The organism is Brevundimonas sp. Root1423 (genome assembly GCF_001426805.1).
The window spans coordinates 38,014-54,241 of the sequence record NZ_LMFL01000056.1 but is presented as its reverse complement, the minus strand read 5'-3'; the positions used below and the strand labels follow the sequence as shown (position 1 = coordinate 54,241).

General features: G+C 70.3%; 18 protein-coding genes. 14 read left to right on the top strand and 4 right to left on the bottom strand.

The genetic code is table 11. The features are described from left to right. Nucleotides 1-200: 200 nt before the first annotated feature. The 5 genes from ASD25_RS25705 to ASD25_RS25685 all read left to right on the top strand — a co-directional run bounded on the left by ASD25_RS25705 (nt 201) and on the right by ASD25_RS25685 (nt 4,877). Entirely contained in the window at nt 201-1,241 is a 1,041-nt protein-coding gene (locus tag ASD25_RS25705) for an ABC transporter substrate-binding protein (protein ID WP_055828232.1), read from the top strand. Next, nucleotides 1,234-2,001 carry an ABC transporter ATP-binding protein gene (locus ASD25_RS25700; protein WP_055828227.1) on the top strand — a complete coding sequence of 256 codons (768 nt, stop codon included), beginning with the start codon at nt 1,234-1,236 and terminating at the stop codon, nt 1,999-2,001. Before ASD25_RS25705 ends, ASD25_RS25700 begins: the two co-directional genes overlap by 8 nt. Beyond that, complete coding sequence (locus tag ASD25_RS25695) at nt 1,998-2,750, top strand: ABC transporter permease (RefSeq protein WP_055828225.1); 753 nt, start codon at nt 1,998-2,000, stop codon at nt 2,748-2,750. Before ASD25_RS25700 ends, ASD25_RS25695 begins: the two co-directional genes overlap by 4 nt. Before the next feature lie 103 nt (nt 2,751-2,853). After that, the gene (locus ASD25_RS25690) at nt 2,854-3,774 is read left to right on the top strand and encodes a hypothetical protein (RefSeq protein ID WP_055828223.1); all 921 of its coding nucleotides are present in this window, start codon (nt 2,854-2,856) and stop codon (nt 3,772-3,774) included. Beyond that, a complete protein-coding gene (locus ASD25_RS25685) occupies nt 3,771-4,877 on the top strand; it encodes a DUF2336 domain-containing protein (RefSeq protein WP_055828221.1) in 1,107 nt (368 codons plus the stop codon). Before ASD25_RS25690 ends, ASD25_RS25685 begins: the two co-directional genes overlap by 4 nt. Before the next feature lie 72 nt (nt 4,878-4,949). Here the strand turns inward: ASD25_RS25685 and ASD25_RS25680 are convergent, their stop codons facing one another. The 3 genes from ASD25_RS25680 to cysK all read right to left on the bottom strand — a co-directional run bounded on the left by ASD25_RS25680 (nt 4,950) and on the right by cysK (nt 7,820). Continuing rightward, on the bottom strand, nt 4,950-5,387 hold the full coding sequence (locus ASD25_RS25680; protein WP_055828219.1) for a MucR family transcriptional regulator: 438 nt from the start codon (nt 5,385-5,387) through the stop codon (nt 4,950-4,952). A gap of 190 nt (nt 5,388-5,577) precedes the next feature. Next, on the bottom strand, nt 5,578-6,795 hold the full coding sequence (locus ASD25_RS25675; RefSeq protein WP_055828216.1) for a DUF2336 domain-containing protein: 1,218 nt from the start codon (nt 6,793-6,795) through the stop codon (nt 5,578-5,580). A 44-nt stretch (nt 6,796-6,839) separates the two neighbouring features. Next, nucleotides 6,840-7,820, bottom strand: coding sequence for a cysteine synthase A (cysK, locus tag ASD25_RS25670; protein WP_055828213.1), 981 nt, complete (start codon nt 7,818-7,820; stop codon nt 6,840-6,842). Between the two features lie 158 nt (nt 7,821-7,978). On the opposite strand from cysK, the gene fliI reads away from it, so the two are divergent. From fliI to ASD25_RS25655, 3 genes are all read left to right on the top strand, one after another. Next, complete coding sequence (gene fliI / locus ASD25_RS25665; protein WP_055828211.1) at nt 7,979-9,319, top strand: flagellar protein export ATPase FliI; 1,341 nt, start codon at nt 7,979-7,981, stop codon at nt 9,317-9,319. 16 nt (nt 9,320-9,335) lie between these two features. Continuing rightward, nucleotides 9,336-9,746 (top strand): flagellar export protein FliJ, encoded by a 411-nt coding sequence (locus ASD25_RS25660; RefSeq protein ID WP_055828209.1) that lies wholly within the window; start codon nt 9,336-9,338, stop codon nt 9,744-9,746. Between the two features lie 150 nt (nt 9,747-9,896). After that, nucleotides 9,897-10,964, top strand: coding sequence for an endo-1,4-beta-xylanase (locus tag ASD25_RS25655; RefSeq protein ID WP_055828207.1), 1,068 nt, complete (start codon nt 9,897-9,899; stop codon nt 10,962-10,964). On the opposite strand, the gene ASD25_RS25650 is transcribed toward ASD25_RS25655, so the two are convergent. Then, on the bottom strand, nt 10,961-11,713 hold the full coding sequence (locus ASD25_RS25650) for a competence/damage-inducible protein A (RefSeq protein ID WP_055828205.1): 753 nt from the start codon (nt 11,711-11,713) through the stop codon (nt 10,961-10,963). The two genes, ASD25_RS25655 and ASD25_RS25650, sit on opposite strands and share 4 nt — an antisense overlap. A gap of 134 nt (nt 11,714-11,847) precedes the next feature. Here ASD25_RS25650 and map point away from each other — a divergent pair, with 134 nt between their 5' ends. The 6 genes from map to ASD25_RS25620 all read left to right on the top strand — a co-directional run bounded on the left by map (nt 11,848) and on the right by ASD25_RS25620 (nt 16,176). Beyond that, nucleotides 11,848-12,669 (top strand): type I methionyl aminopeptidase, encoded by an 822-nt coding sequence (gene map, locus ASD25_RS25645; RefSeq protein ID WP_055828202.1) that lies wholly within the window; start codon nt 11,848-11,850, stop codon nt 12,667-12,669. Nucleotides 12,670-12,700: 31 nt separating this feature from the next. Next, nucleotides 12,701-13,429: a DNA repair protein RadC gene (radC, locus tag ASD25_RS25640; protein ID WP_055828199.1), complete on the top strand. Its 729-nt coding sequence runs from the start codon at nt 12,701-12,703 to the stop codon at nt 13,427-13,429. Then, nucleotides 13,426-14,430, top strand: a complete 1,005-nt coding sequence (locus ASD25_RS25635) for a N(4)-(beta-N-acetylglucosaminyl)-L-asparaginase (RefSeq protein WP_235561707.1) — start codon at nt 13,426-13,428, stop codon at nt 14,428-14,430. Before radC ends, ASD25_RS25635 begins: the two co-directional genes overlap by 4 nt. After that, complete coding sequence (locus ASD25_RS25630; protein WP_055828195.1) at nt 14,427-14,942, top strand: GNAT family N-acetyltransferase; 516 nt, start codon at nt 14,427-14,429, stop codon at nt 14,940-14,942. The genes ASD25_RS25635 and ASD25_RS25630 overlap by 4 nt, the downstream gene beginning before the upstream one ends. A gap of 66 nt (nt 14,943-15,008) precedes the next feature. After that, nucleotides 15,009-15,248, top strand: coding sequence for a BolA family protein (locus tag ASD25_RS25625; RefSeq protein WP_055828191.1), 240 nt, complete (start codon nt 15,009-15,011; stop codon nt 15,246-15,248). A 4-nt stretch (nt 15,249-15,252) separates the two neighbouring features. After that, complete coding sequence (locus ASD25_RS25620; RefSeq protein WP_055828188.1) at nt 15,253-16,176, top strand: aldo/keto reductase; 924 nt, start codon at nt 15,253-15,255, stop codon at nt 16,174-16,176. Nucleotides 16,177-16,228: the final 52 nt, after the last annotated feature.

Here is a 16,228-nt window from a genome sequence, read left to right as displayed (position 1 = left end):
ATGACGCCTGAGCCCAAGGTCTGCGCCATCGCGGACCAGGACATTCAGGGCGAGACAACCGCTACACGCCGGCGTGACATACGAGACAAGTCGCGACATCAGTTACATTTCGCTGGCCGCCTGCATCCCGCCCCTCGCAGCGGCCGGACGGCCACAGAGCGCCCCTTCCCCTTCTCCCGGCTGAGCCGTAAACCAAGGCCATGACCTTGCGCGGGAATCGGCCAGCCTCGCTCCACCGCCGCGCCGTGATCGCGGGCGCCGGCGCGCTGGCGGCTGCGGCGGCCGTATCGGCTTGCCAGCGGTCCGAGGCCCCCGTCGACGAAGAGGGCCGCGTCCGTCTGCGCTTCGCCACCGACTGGCGCGCCCAGGCCGAGCACGGCGGCTTCTATCAGGCCCTGGCTTCGGGGGCCTACGCCCGCCGCGGACTCAACGTCCAGATCATCCAGGGCGGGCCCGGCGTGAACGTGCCCCAGCTGCTCGCTTCGGGCGCGGTCGAACTGGGCATGGGCTCCAACAGCTTCATCCCCCTGAACCTCGTCGCCGAGGGGGCGCCGGTGAAGGCCGTCGCCGCCTTCTTCCAGAAGGACCCCCAGGTCCTGATCGCCCACCCCGACCCGGCTCTGAAATCCATCGCCGACCTTCAGGGCCGGCCCTTCCTTCTGGCCGACGCCTCGATCACCGCCTTCTGGGTCTGGCTGAAGGCGAAATACGGCTTCACCGACGATCAGGTCCGCAAATACACCTTCAACCTCGCGCCCTTCCTCGCCGACGAGCGGGCCGTGCAGCAGGGGTATCTGACCTCCGAGCCCTACACGATCGAGCAGACGGCGGGCTTCACCCCCAAGGTCTTCCTGCTGGCCGACGAGGGCTATCCCTCCTACGCCACCATGGTCCTGGCGCCCGACGCCTTCGCCCGCGACAACGCCGCCGCCCTGCGCAGCTTCATCGCCGGCTCGGCCGAGGGCTGGCGCGACTACATCCAGGGCGACGGCAAGGCGGCTGACGCCCTGATCCGCAAGGACAACCCCGAGATGACCCAGGCCGTCCTGGATCAGGCCCGGGCCAAGCTGAAGTCGAACGGTATCGTCGACGGCGGTGACGCGGCCCTCTACGGCCTCGGGGCCATGACCGCCGAACGCTGGCAGGCCTTCTTCGACGTCACCTCGGGCGCCGGCGTCTATCCGGCTGGCCTGGACTGGCGCAAGGCCTTCACCACCCAGTACCTGCCCGGTCGTGGCTGAGGCGACAGTCACGCTCTCGGGCGCCGTCGTTCTCTATCAGGGCCGCCCGCCGCTCGGGCCCGTCGATCTGGCCATCGCCCCGGGCGAGATCGTCGCCATCGTCGGCGCGTCGGGCGCGGGAAAGTCCACCATCCTGCGGGTGCTGGCCGGACTGGAACGACCTTCGGAAGGCCGGGTCGATCGCGGCGCCGCCCCTGGCCGCACCGGCTTCGTGTTCCAGACCGCCACCCTGATGCCCTGGGCCGACGCCCGGACCAATGTCGCCCTGCCGCTCGAACTGGCCGGCGTCACCGCCTCCGAAGCGCGTCGTCGGGCGGACGAGGCGCTGGCCGCCGTGGGTCTGGGCGACCGCCTGACCGCCCGCCCTCGCCAGTTGTCAGGCGGCATGGCCATGCGGGTGTCGCTGGCCCGCGCCCTGGTCAAAGAACCCGACCTGCTCTTGCTCGACGAGCCCTTCGCGGCGCTCGACAGCGTCACCCGCCGTCGCCTCATCGAGGACCTGCACCGGCTGTGGGCCGCCCGGTCGCCCCGGCCCGCCATCGTCTTCGTCACCCATGATGTGGAGGAAGCCGTCTATCTCGCGGAACGCGCCCTGGTGCTGGACGCGGCGAGCGGACGCATCGCGACGCAACAGGCCTCACCCGGCGCCCTGCCGCGCCCCGAGGGCTGGCGCATGGACGCGGGCTATCGCGCGGCGGTGGAAGCTCTGGCCGAGGCCCTCGCCGCCGCCATGGCGCCCGCGCCGCGCGAGGTCGCATGACGCGTCTCCTCCCGCCCCTCCTGCTGACCGCCCTGCTGCTGGCGGCATGGGAAATCGCCTGCCGGGCGCTGCATGTCCCGCCGTGGTTCCTGCCTCCGCCCAGCGCAGTCGCCGTCGCCCTGGTGGACCGGGCGCCGGTTCTCGCTGCATCCGCCGCGGCGACCTTCCGGATGGCGATGCAGGCCCTGATCGCCGCCGCCGTGCTCGGCGGCGGCCTCGCCCTGGCCGTGTCGCTGAGCCGGTCCGCCGAACAGGCCGTGCGCCCCCTGGCCGTCGCCCTGCAGGTCACGCCGGTCGTCGCCATCGCGCCGCTGGTGCTCATCTGGACCGGACTGGACCACGCCGACCGGGCCGTCGTCGCCCTGGCCGCCGCGGTCGCCTTCTTTCCCTTGTTTTCCGGGGTTCTGACCGGGTTGAAGGCGGCCGATCCCGACCTTGAGCGGTTGTTCGACCTCTACGGCGCCTCGCCCGTCCAGCGCCTGGTTCGCCTCCGTCTGCCGGCCGCCCTGCCCTTCATGCTGGAGGGGCTTCGCGTCGCCTCCGGCCTGGCGGTGATCGGCGCCGTGGTGGCCGAGTTTGTCTCGGGCTCCGGCGCGACCCAGGGGCTGGCCTGGCGCCTGCTGGAGTCCGGCAACCGCCTGCGCACCGCCGACATGCTCGCGGCGCTGGTCCTCCTGATGGCCATGGGCCTGACTCTCAATGCGCTGGTGGGAGCGCTGGAACGAGCCGTACGGCGGCGAACCCTGTAAATATTCACCCTGGGCGTGTGCGCCCGGGTAGGCCGCGTTAGGCCCGCCTTAAGGCCCTGACGACTAGGCTGAAGCCCCAGTCCCCTGCGTCCGGAGCCGCACCTTGCGTCGCGCCCACAGCCTCCCGATCGCATTCCTCGCCGCCACGACCCTGGCCGGCGCCGCCGCCGCCCAGACACCGGGGCCGGCCGCCCGCCCGGACCTGCGCCAGCTTTCCTGGTCTGGCCGGACCCTGACTGCGACGCCGACTGACGCGCCCGTCCCGGCGCGCGGCGATCTGCGCCGTCCCAACCTCGTCATCCCCCATGGCGGCTTCAGCGCGACTGCGTCCCCGGTTTCACCCGCCGCCCCGGCGCCCGCGCCGCGCCGAACCCTGACGCCCGCCAACGCCTGGATACGGCCGCCTTCGCCGCCTCCCGCCCCGGTCGCCGCCGCGGTCCCGGCGTCGGCGCCGGCCTATGCCGAAGCGCCCGCGCCGGTTCGCGTCGCTCCGTCGGCGCCGCGCGACGCTGCGACGCCGGAATACCTCCCGGATCAGGGCGGTCGCGGCCAGCCCGTTCCCGCCGACGTCGCCTATGCGCCCGCCGCCGAACCCGCCCCCTCGGGCGTGGTCGCGCCGGCCCAGGGTGACCCGGCCGATCCCCTGGCCCCGCGCCGGGACGCGCCGATCTTCCGCCTCCAGCGGGGGGCGCCCGCGCCTGGGCCCGCCGCCGAACCCCCGGCCCCCGCGCCCCGCGCGGAAGCCGCCGCGCCGACGGTTCGTCGCGTGGCCGAGGTGACCAATACCGGCGAGCGTCCGCCGCAACAGGGCGCGCGCTACTACTCCGTCCATCGCCAGAACGGCCGACAGCCCGACGTGCTGCAAATGCCCGAGCCGACCTATGTCGACGCCCTGGCCATCACCATGACCGCGACCCCCGCGTCGCAGGACCTCGCCCAGCCGGACCAGGGTCCGACCCTGATCCGCGACAACCAGGGCCGCATGCGTCCCGCTCCCGCCGCGTCCGACGGGGACCATCAGTGAGCGAGACCGCGGCCCAGACCTTCGCGCCTTCGCGCCTTCCCGACCTGATCGCCCTGGCCGAGGAGGGTTCCAGCGAGAAACGGCGCGCCCTCCTGCGTGAACTGACCGACCATTTCTTCGGCGGTTCGGCCCGTACGACCACCGAGGACACCCTGTACGGCGCGGTCCTGGCCCGGTTGGCGGCCGACATGGAGGGCGCCGTCCGCGCCGAGCTGTCGGCCCGCTTCGCCTCTGCGCCCGACGCTCCGCACAACCTGATCCGCAAGCTGGCCCATGATGAGGCCGCCGTGGCCGGCGCCGTGCTGGCGGCCTCGCCGGTGCTCACCGAAGACGATCTGCTGGGCGTCGTGCGCAAGCACGGTCAGGACCACCTGAGGGCCGTCTCGGCCCGGTCCACGGTTTCCGAAGCGGTCTCGGACGTCATCGTCGAGCGCGGCGACGACGAGACCCTGGGCACGCTGCTGCGCAACGACGGCGCCCGGCTGTCACGTCGGGCCTCGGAAACGGCGATCGAGCGCGCCAAGGCCAATCCGGCCCTGCACGAGGCGGCGGTCGAACGGGCCAGCCTGCCGCCAGACCTGCTGAACGAGATGTATTTCGTGGTCGAGGCCCGGCTGCGCACCCGGATCCTGGAGCAGAACGCGCGTCTGGATCCGGCCCTGCTGGAAAGCGCCATCGCGGCCGGTCGCACCCGCATCGCCACCGACGACGGCGCCCTGCCGGCCGACTACGCCGAATGCCTGGCCTATGTCGAAGAGCTCAAGGCCGCCGGGCAACTGTCGCCCCGGATGCTGGCGCGCTTCCTGCGTTCGGGGGGAACCACATCCTTCCTGATCGCCCTGGCGCAGTTGTCGGAGATCGATTTCCACACCGCCCGCCAGATCGTCGAGCGCCGCGAACTCGACGCCCTGGCCGTGGTCTGCAAATCGGCGGACCTGGATCGCGCCCTGTTCCTGACCTATGCGGTGGTGCTGCTGAACGACGACGGCGACGCCATGGCCAAGGCCCACGCCTACGCCCGCATGTACGCCGAGCTCAGCCGCGACGCCGCCCTCCGCACCCTGCGCTTCTGGCGCATGCGCCGCGGCGCCCAGGCGGCCTGAACCACGACCGGACGCGGAAACGCCCGCCTCCGTCGCCGGAAGCGGGCGTCTCGGATCACCGGTAAGGCGGCGTTACTTCTTGGCGCGGCCGGGGGCGGCGGCGCGGGCCGGCTTGCGGCCGCCCTGGCCCAGGCCCATCGACTTGGCCAGATCCGAACGGGCCTTGGCGTAGTTCGGGGCGACCATCGGATAGTCTTTCGCCAGACCCCATTTGGCCCGGTATTCCTCGGGGCTCATATTGTATTTGGTGCGCAGGTGGCGCTTCAGCGACTTGAACTTGCGGCCGTCCTCGAGGCAGATCAGGAAGTCGGGCGTGATCGACTTGCGCACCGGAACCGCCGGGTCCTTGACCTCGGGCTCGGGTTCGACGGCGCCGCTGGAAACCTGGGTCAGGGCCGCGTGAATGCTGGAAATCAGACCCGGCACTTCAATCGCCTGAACGTTGTTGTTGCCGACATAGGCCGACACGATGTCCGCCGTCATTTCGAGCAGTTGAGCGTTGTCTTCCACGTGCAGGCCCCGTCTTGTTGAAATCGGTTCTGGACTGAATCAGTCGGTGATGCGGTGAATAGATTTGTTCCGTGCGGAAAGCAACCGGACGCCGGATCACCGCAACGACCTCTCAATGGATACGGGAAGTTTACTATAGCCGCCACCGACCCGCGTAAAACCGGGCGCCGGCCCGGCTGCTCTTTGGTATTCAGCGTCCGAAATTTTCCGCCAGGGCCAGCATGGCCGCGCGTTCGGGGGCGGAGTAGTCGTCCAGCCCCTCTTCCTCCCCGTCGCGAATGGCCCTGAGCAAGGCCGGCGTCAAAGCCGAGGACAGCGACCAGTTCCAGTATCGCAGCACGGTCTGGGCCCGATCGACGGCCAGCATGTCATAGGTGATCTGGACCCGCTCCCACGTCGGATCGACCGAGCCGTCCGCGGCCGTCTCGGGCCGGCGCATCGACCGCCAGAGGTTCCGCAGGTCGTTCTTGCCCAGACCCGTGGCCTTGCACAGGATCGCCAGCGGCTCGCCCCCCGGGTCGCCCAGGATCTTGGCTCCCGTGATCGGCTTGACCCCCGACAGATAGGCGATCTCGGTCGCCACCTCCCGGTTCAGCCCGCCCACGGCCGCCGCCGCGACGGCCTGTTCCAGGCCGCCATAGGGACTCTTGGCGATGGCCGCACGGTTGCGCTGGCGGCGCTCGATGAACTGCAGCGCCTTGCGCGACACCGGGTCCTGCCAGTTCTCTTCTGCGGCCATGGCGAAGACGTCCTCGGCGACCTCCTGCATGACTTCCCGGGACACGGCGAAACGCTGCAGGATGGTCCGGCGGTCGTCGGGCCCGCACCACCAGAACATGACATAGGCCCCGGAGGGGCGAAGCTCGGGCCGCTTCAGCACCGGGCCGCACAGCTGCGGCTCCTGCCGGCTCAGACTGACCACGCCCTCGATCGCGGTCTGGCACAGGCGGGCGGTGTTGTTGCGCAGCACGGCCTCGATGACGTGGCTTTCGCCGAAGCTCAGCAGCGTCTCCGTCACCACCTCGGACAGGGACCTGCGACTGGCCATCAGGAAGCGGTGGTCCGGGCCGGTGTCGCGGGCGCAGGCGACCAGATCGGCGTCGGACAGCGAGGCGCACTGTTCGATCAGCAGGCCCGCGATCGCCGGATCGTCGCGCAGCAGCATACGCGCCAGGGCATTGGGCAGTTCGGCGAGGGGCGCCAGCCGCTGGGCCACCCGGCGGCGGTCCTCCGCGCTGGCCAGGCGCAGCATCTCCACCAGCAGGTCGCCGGTCACGGCGCGCTCGAAGGCGTTGATCCGGCTGGCCGGCAAGGACACCACGTCGGCCAGGCGCTTCAGCAGCGCATGACGCGCGCGGAAGCCGCCTTCCGGGGCGGCATCCTCGTGAATGGGCGCGAGCTCGGACATGTCGGGCCGACGGTAAGGCCGCGCCGGTTAACCGGCTGTGACGGTCAAAGACCCTCGAACAGCGCCGTCGACAGATAACGCTCGGCGAAGCTGGGGATGATGGCGACGATGGTCCTGCCCGCGTTTTCGTCCTGCGAGGCCAGTCGGAAGGCCGCCGTCAGCGCCGCGCCCGACGATATTCCAACCGGAATCCCCTCCAGCCGCGCGGCCTTGCGGGCCATGTCGAAACTGTCCTCGTTGGAGACCTGCTCGACCCCGTCGATCACGGAGCGGTCGACGATCGACGGAATGAAGCCCGCCCCGATGCCCTGGATCTTGTGCGGTCCGGGCTCGCCGCCCGACAGCACCGGCGAGGCGGTCGGCTCCACGGCGATCATCCGCACCGAAGGCTTGCGGGCCTTGAGCACCTGGCCGACGCCGGTGATGGTCCCGCCGGTGCCGACTCCGGCGACGACGATGTCGACCGCACCGGCCGTGTCGTTCCAGATTTCCTCGGCCGTGGTGACGCGGTGGATGGCGGGGTTGGCGGGGTTATCGAACTGGGCCGGGATGACGGCGTCGGGGGTCCGCGCCTTCAGCTCCATGGCCATGGCGATGGCCCCCTTCATCCCCTTCTCGGCGGGGGTCAGCACCAGTTCCGCTCCCAGCAGGGCCAGCATCTTGCGCCGCTCCATCGACATGCTCTCGGGCATCACCAGGATCAGCCGATAGCCCTTGGCCGCCGCGACGAAGGCAAGGGCGATGCCGGTATTGCCGCTGGTGGGCTCGATCAGCACGGTGTCGGGACCGATCTGCCCCGCCTGCTCCATCGCCTCGATCATGGCCACGCCGATGCGGTCCTTGACCGAAGCCATCGGGTTGAAGAACTCCAGCTTGGCCAGCACGGTCGCCTTAGGCTGGTACTCGGCCGACAGTCGCGGCAGACCGACCAGCGGCGTGTCGCCTATGGTGTCGAGGATCGAGGCGAAGACCTTGCCGCGTCCGGCTTTCAGATGGCGGGAGGGGTCATAGGGCGTGTCGGCCATTGGCGGTCTCCGGAACAGGGTCGCCAAGAGATAAGCCTTGAGACGGAACCGCAAGGGCGGAGAGCGGGGAAAGTTCCCCGACGAGGGCCGCCGCCGCCGCCTTCACCCCCCGTTAACCACGATGACGCATCCCTGAAGGCCTGTTCCGGGGCTTTCCATTGCGCAATCTCGCCGCCGCCGTCGAAGCGATCGACCCGCTGGTCGTGACCGGCAAGGTCGCGGGCGTGAACGGGCTGCTGATTGAATCACGCGGCGGGCTGTCGCGCCTCGCCGTCGGCGCGCGGGCCGAGATCGAGCGTCGCCACCTGAGCCCCCTGCCCGCCGAGGTCGTCGGCTTCCGCGACGCCAAGGCTTTGCTGATGCCGTTCGGGCCGGTCGAGGGCGTGGCCCCGGGCGCCGACATCCGCATCGTCTCCTCCGCCGCCAGTGTGCGCCCGACCATCGCGTGGCTGGGCCGCATCATCGACGCCTTCGGCCAGCCCATCGACGGCAAGGGCCCCTTGCCGGTCGGGCCCGCCGCCTATCCCCTGCGCGCGCCTCCGCCCCCGGCGCATTCGCGCGGCCGGGTCGGCGAGCGGCTGGACCTCGGGGTCCGCTCGATGGACGTCTTCACCACCACCTGTCGGGGCCAGCGCCTCGGCATCTTCGCCGGTTCCGGCGTCGGCAAGTCGGTGCTGCTGTCCATGCTGGCCCGTCAGGCGACGTGCGACGTCGTCGTGGTCGGCCTGATCGGCGAACGGGGCCGGGAGGTCCGCGAATTCATCGAGGAGACGCTGGGCGAGGAAGGCCTGCGCCGCGCCATCGTCGTCGTCGCCACCTCCGACGAACCGGCCCTGAAGCGCCGCCAGGCCGCCTATATGACCATGGCGATCAGCGAATATCTGCGCGACCAGGACCTTGAGGTCCTGTGCCTGATGGACTCGGTCACCCGCTTCGCCATGGCCCAGCGCGAGATCGGCCTCGCCGCCGGCGAGCCCCCGACCACCAAGGGCTACACCCCGACCGTCTTCACCGAACTGCCCAAGCTGCTGGAACGGGCGGGCCCCGGCCCCGTCCGTCCCGACGGCACGACCGCCGGTCCGATCACCGCCCTGTTCACGGTGCTCGTTGACGGCGGCGACCATGACGAGCCCATCGCCGACGCCGTGCGAGGCATCCTCGACGGCCACATCGTCATGGACCGCAAGATCGCCGAACGCGGCCGCTTCCCGGCCATCGACGTGCTGAAGTCCGTCAGCCGCACCCTGCCCGCCTGTCAGACGCCCCCCGAGCGCGAGCTGAACAAGCGCGCCCGCCAGTGTCTCAGCGCCTACGCCAACATGGAAGAGCTGATCCGCATCGGCGCCTACCGCACCGGGGCCGACCCGATCGTCGACCGCGCCATCGCCCTGAACCCCGCGCTCGAGGCTTTCCTCGGCCAGGACAAGGACGATCACACGCCTCTTTCCGATTCCTTTACCCAGCTGGAAGCAATCCTGAACCAGGGAATGATCCAGTGAGGACGAGTACACGCACATGACCGCCTGGGCCCAGTCTCTGATCCGTATTTCCAACTACGAGGTCGAGACGCTGCAGAAGCGTCTCGCCGAGATCACTGCCCGCCGCGCCTCCGCCGAGATGCGCATCGCCGTACTGCAGGCCGAGGCCGAGATCGAACAGGAACGCGCCCGCTCCGACGCCGACGCCGCCATGTTGCTTCAGGCCTATCTGAGCGGCTGGAAGCTCCGCAAGGGCGCGGCCGAGGCCGATGTGGTGGTCCTCGACGCCGAGGAAGAAGGGGCCCGCGACGCACTCACCGGCGCCTTCGAGGAACTGAAGAAGTTCGAACACGTCGCCGAAACGACCCGGCTGAACAGCATCATCGCCGCCGGCAAGCGCGAAACCGCGGCCTTCGACGAACTGGGCCTGAGAAGGCGTGCGGGCTAGATTGCCTTCTCCCTCCCCTTCGTGGGGAGGGTGGCCGTCGCGCAGCGACGGCCGGGCCGGGAACGTCAGTGCGGCGCCGACGGGCAATGCTTCATACAGCCCCACCCGGGTCGCTTCGCGATCGTCCCTCCCCACTTCGGGGGAGGGAGAATGATCGACCGCCGCTCCCTCCTCGCCACGCCCCTCGCCCTCGTGGCCTGCAACCGCTTCGCCTCGGCCCAGCCCGCACCCGGTGGGGAGGCCGCGCCGCTGAAGGACCTCGCCCCCTTCCCCGTCGGCGCCACCGGCATGACCGGCCAGCTGTCGGACCCGCTCTGGGCCGCCCAGATGCGCAAGCACGTCAGCCAGCTGACCCCCGAATGGGAGCTGAAGCCCGAACGCATCCTGCAGCCGGACTTCACCTGTGACTTCTCCGCCTCCGACCGGATCGTGGACTGGGGCCGCGAGCAGGGCCTGCGCGTCCACGGCCACACCCTCGTCTGGTATTCCCAGGGCGGGCAGACCTTCACCGACGACCTTCCCCGCGCCCGCTTCGCCGCCGAATACGACCGCTACGTCTCGACCGTGGCCGGACGGTATAGTGGGAAGATGGCCGGCTGGGACGTGGTCAACGAGCCCGTGGCCGAAGACGGCGACGGCCTGCGCGACTGCCATTTCAGCCGGGCCCTGGGCCAGGAGGGCTATATCGTCCGCGCCTTCGAACAGGCCCGGGCGGCCGACCCGGAGGCGGTGCTCTTCCTCAACGAATACAATCTCGAGAACCTCCCTCGTAAGGGCGCGACCTTCCTGCGGCTGGTCGAGCGGCTGATGACCCTCGGCGCGCCAATCGGCGGCATCGGGACCCAGTCCCACCTCGACATCGAAATCCCCGCCGGCCGGATCACGACCTTCTTCAAGGACGCCGGATCCCTCGGCCTTCCGATCCATGTGTCCGAGCTGGACTTCTCGATGCGCTCCGACAACCGCCTCGACACCCGCTCCCTCGCGACGAAACGCGCCCAGCAGGTCGCCCGCGTCGGCGAGCTGGCCGAGTCCTTCATGGCCCTGCCGGCCCGCCAGCGTTACGCCTTCACCACCTGGGGCCTGCGCGACACCGACAGCTGGTTGCTGCGCCCCGACGGCAGGGGCTGGACCGACGACAGCCCGTTGTTGCTGGATTCGAAGGGTCGCGCCAACCCGGCCTATGCGGCCGTGGCCGGCGCGTTCCGCCGACTCTAGGCGGGTTCGACCGCCACGCCCGCCGCCTTCAGATCCGCCGCCAGCGCCTCGACCGCCGCATCCAGCCTCGCCGCATCGCGTCCCCGCACGACCAGATTGGTCCCGGTCTCGCCTGTCGAGCCATGCCCGAACGGATAGCTGCCGAAGCTGATCTCTCGCTCCGCCCGCGCCGCCGCCGTCAGGATATCCGCGATCGCCCCCTCGCCCACGCCCGTGACCTTCAACGTCCGGGCGTGAACGACCGCCCCGGTCCGCAGACGGGGCGCCACGTCCTCCAGCATGGCGGTCATGATCTTCGGCACCCCGGCCATGACGAAGACATTGCCGATCTGGAACCCCGGCGCGTCCGTCACCGGATTGGCGATCAGCGTCCCGCCTTCGGGAATCCGCGCCATCCGCCGCCGCGCCGCATTGAAGTCGTCGCCATAGCGCCGCTGCAGAACGGCGATCGCCTCCGGATGCTCAGGCAGGGCCACGCCAAAGGCCGACGCGACCGCGTCGGCGGTGATGTCGTCGTGCGTCGGTCCGATCCCGCCGGTGGTGAAGACATAGTCGTGGGCGGCCCTCAGGGTGTTCAAACCGTCGACGATCTGCGCCTTGCGGTCCCCGACCGTCCGGCACTCCAGCAGGTCGATCCCGAGCGCCGCCAGAAACCGGGCGATGACGTTCAGATTGGTGTCCTGCGTCCGGCCGGAAAGGACCTCGTCGCCGATGATCAGGACGGCGGCGGTGGGCGGGGCTTGGGTCATGCCCGATGTCTAGCCCATGTTTCCGGCGTCCCGAAGTTGGAACACGCGTGCGCGGCGGCGCCTCAACCCGGCCTTGAGGTTTGTGCTATAGTCTCCCACCTGAGACGCGACCCGACGCCCGAAAGCCCCGCCTGATGTACGAGACCCCCGAACTCGACGACGACGCCTTCGTCCGCACCCACGAAATCCGCGTCCACGACGCGGAGGCTTTCGAGGGCATGCGCAAGGCCGGCCGCCTGGTGGCCGAGGCGCTGGACATGATCACGCCCTTCGTCGTCCCCGGCGTCACCACCGGCGAGATCGACGACCGCATCCGCGAATTCACCCTCGACCACGGCGCCCTGCCCGCCTGCCTTGGCTACAAGGGCTATGAGAAGACCGTCTGCACCTCGATCAACCACGTCGTCTGTCACGGCATACCGGGCGACAAGGTCCTGAAGGACGGCGACATCGTCAACATCGACCACACCGTCATCGTCGACGGCTGGCACGGCGATTCCAGCCGCATGTACGCCGTCGGAAACATCAACGCCCGCGCCCGCAAGCTGATCGACGTCACCTATGACTCGCTCGAGGCCGGTCTGGCCCAGGTTAAGCCGGGAAACACCTTCGGCGACATCGGCTACGCCATCCAGCAGGTGGTCGAGGCCAACCGCATGTCGGTGGTGCGGGATTTCTGCGGCCACGGCATCGGCCGGCTGTTCCACGACAGCCCCAACGTCCTCCACTACGGCCGCCGCGGCGAGGGCGCGACGCTCAAGACCGGCATGTTCTTCACCGTCGAGCCGATGGTGAATCTCGGCAAGCCGCACGTGAAGGTCCTGTCCGACGGCTGGACCGCCGTGACCCGCGACAAGTCGCTGTCCTCGCAGTGCGAACACACCATCGGCGTGACCGAGGACGGGCTCGAGATCTTCAGCGCCAGCCCGGCGGGACTGTTCCGCCCGAAATTCTAGGCTAACCTGCCTCCCGCTTCAGGGGAGGCGCATGCTCGACCAACCGCCCGACAAGCGCAGGACGCCCCACCACGCCGGGCATCGCGAACGGCTGCGTGAACGCGCCCGTGGCGCCGGGATCCACCACCTCCCCGACTACGAACTGCTTGAGCTGTTCCTGTTCCGCAGCCAGCCGCAGGGCGACGTCAAGCCGGTCGCCAAGGCCCTGCTGGCCCGGTTCGGCTCGCTTGCGGCGGTGCTGGCCGCCTCGATTGAGGACCTGGTGACCGTGCGCGCGGAGGATGCGAAGGGCCGGACCCGCGGCGTCGGCGCCGAAACCGCCCTCGACCTCGCCGCCCTGCACGAAGTCGCCCGCCGCGTGACCCGCGAGGAAGCCGCCGGCCGCGCCGTCATCTCGTCCTGGACCGCCCTGATCGCCTATGTCCGCATGAGCCTGCAGCATGAGCCGCGCGAGCAGTTCCGGGTCCTCTACCTCGACAACCGCAACCAGCTGATCCTCGACGAGATCCAGAATCGCGGCACCGTCGACCATGCCCCGGTCTATCCGCGCGAGGTCGTGCGGCGGGCGCTGGAGCTGTCGGCCAAGTCCATGATCATCGTCCACAACCACCCCTCGGGCGACCCGACGCCCTCGCGGCCCGACATCGAGATGACGCGTCAGGTCATCGAGGCGGCCCGCGCCCTCGGCATCGACGTCCACGACCACCTGATCGTCGGCCGCGACGGCGTGGCCAGCTTCAAGCAGCTGGGGCTGATGTGAGCGGGCCGTCGCGCCGGGCGCTGTTGGGCGCCGCGCCCCTCGTGGCCATGGCTGGGTCGGCGGTCGCGCAGGATCGGACGCCCGACATCATGGTCTCCACCTGGAATTTCGGCGCGGCGGCCAATGCGGCAGGCTGGGCGGCGCGGCTGGGCGGCGGCTCGGCCCTGGACATGGTCGAGGCCGGCGGCCGCGTGGCCGAGGCCGACGAAAGCAACTCCTCCGTCGGCCTGGGCGGACTGCCCGACCGCGACGGCCGGGTGACGCTGGACGCCTGCGTCATGACCTGGGCCGGCGACATCGGCGCGGTCTGCGCCCTCGAGGACGTCGTCCACGCCGTCTCGGTGGCGCGCCGGGTCATGGAGCGCACCCCCCACACCATGCTGGTCGGCCCCGGCGCGCGCTCGTTCGCGGTCGACCAGGGCTTCGAGACGCAGAACCTGTTGACCCCCCGCGCCGAGGCGGCCTGGCGCGAGTGGTTGAAGACGGCGAACTACGCCCCCCGCGCTAACAGCGAGAACGCCGACTGGCGCGGCCGGGGTACTGGAATGCCGGGCGGGCCGGGCGATCACGACACCATCGGCCTGCTGGCCATCGGCGCGGACCAGCGCATGGCCGGCGCCTGCACCACCTCCGGCATGGCCTTCAAGATGCGCGGCCGCGTCGGCGACAGCCCGATCATCGGCGCCGGCCTCTACGTCGACGACGAGGTCGGCGGCGCGACGGCCACCGGGGTCGGCGAGGACGTGGTTCGCGTGGCCGGTTCGCATTCCGTGGTCGAGGCCATGCGCCACGGCCTCGACCCGACCGCCGCCTGCCGCTCGGTGATCGAACGACTGGCCCGCCTGCGGGGAACGAAGGTCGCCGCCTCCCAGGTCGCCCTGCTGGCGCTGGACAAGGCGGGCCGCGCCGGCGCCTTCGCCCTGCAGCCCGGCTTCACCTTCGCCGTCACCGACGCCGCCGGCCGCACCCGCATCGAACGCGCCGGAGCCCTGTTCGCATGACCACCCTCGTCACCGAACGCCTGACCCTGACCCCGGTCGCCGTGAGCGATCTGGAGGACCTCGTGACCCTGTGGGCCGATCCGGCCTTCGCCACGGCCATCTTCCCCGCCCCCCTGAACTCCGAGGACGTCTGGTTCCGCCTGCTGCGCGACATCGGTCACTGGGAGGCTCTCGGCTACGGCAACTGGGCCATCCGCGAGACCTCGACCGGCGCCTATGTCGGCAGCGTCGGCGTGCTGGATTTCCACCGAATCCTGACCCCTGCCTTCGACGCGCCCGAACTGGGCTGGGGCGTCGCGCCGCGCTTCCAGGGCCGGGGCTTCGCCTTCGAGGCCCTGTCCGCCGCCCTGGCCTGGTGCGATGACGCCCTGAACGCGCCGCGCACCGTCTGCATGATCTCGCCCGACAACGCCCCGTCCCACGCCCTGGCGAAGCGCGCGGGCTACGCCCCCTATGTCGAGACGACCTACAAGGGCGCGCCGGTGGTGCTGCTGGAACGTCTGGCGCAATAGGCCGCCGTAGCCAGCCATTAAGGTTTACGCCGCATCATCCCGGCGAATCCGGAGACCGCGCCTTCCATGCCCATGCCCGTCGAAACGCTTCGCGGCCATCTGACCGAAGCCTTTCCCGACGCCGAGATCGTCATCGACGATCTGGCCGGCGACGGCGACCACTATCGCGCGCGCATCGTCTCCACGGCCTTCGCGGGCCTGCCGCGCGTGCGCCAGCACCAGCTGGTCTATGCCGCACTCAAGGGCAAGATGGGCGGCGAGCTGCACGCCCTGGCCCTCGAAACCTCCACGCCGGCGGGAGATTGAAACCATGCGCTACCGCCCCTTCGGCCTGACCGGCCAAGCCGTTTCCTGCCTGACCCTGAGCCTCGGCGCCCGCGACATCGCCGGCGGTCCCGAGGCCGGACGCGAACTGGTCTATTCGGCCCTGGAAGCCGGCATCAACAGCTATCGCCTCGAGACCGCCGACCCCGTCCTCGCCGAGGTGCTGGGTCAGGCCCTCAAGCACGTCGATCGCAAGCTGGTGCAGGTGTCGCTGACCCTGGGCGCCGGCGACGGCCGCCGGGGCTCGGACCGCGACTTCTCGGCCGAGGGCATCACCTCCGCCATCGACAGGGCCCTGCACGCTTCGAACCTTGGCTGGTTCGACATGGCTCTGCTGGACGAGCCGGTCGACAACGAACTGCCCCAGTCCACCCTGAACGCGCTCAAGGCCCTGCGCGCCACCGAACGCGTCCGCCTGCTGGGCGTGTCCGGCGACGGCGAGGTGATGGACACCTATGTCTCGACCGGCGCCTTCGACGTGCTGGCCACGCCGTTCCACGTCAACGCCAGCTGGCAGATCCGGTCGCGCCTGCGCGCCGCCCGCGAGCAGGACATGGCCATCTTCGTCTACGGCTATTTCCCCGACAGCCTGAACACGGCCAAGAAGGCCGCGAGCGCCCACGTCGAAAAGAAGAAGGGCCTGTTCGGCTTCGGCGGCGGTCCCAAGGTCAAGGAGGGTCCGCTGGCCCACGCCGGCACCTTCGCCTTCCTGCACCGCACCAACAACTGGACCGCCGAGGCCATCTGCCTGGCCTACGCCCTGACCGACCCCTCGGTCTCCAGCATCATGATCGAGGCCAGCGACATCGAGCGGCTGAACACCCTGTCGCAGGTGCCCGACCGCGACATGCCGCCGGGTCTGGCCGCCCAGATCGAGATGGCGCGGGTCGCGAGCGCCAAGGCGGCCTGAGGCCGCAGGCCCCTTGACCCCCCGCTCCGCGGTCCATACCTGACGGCCTTCA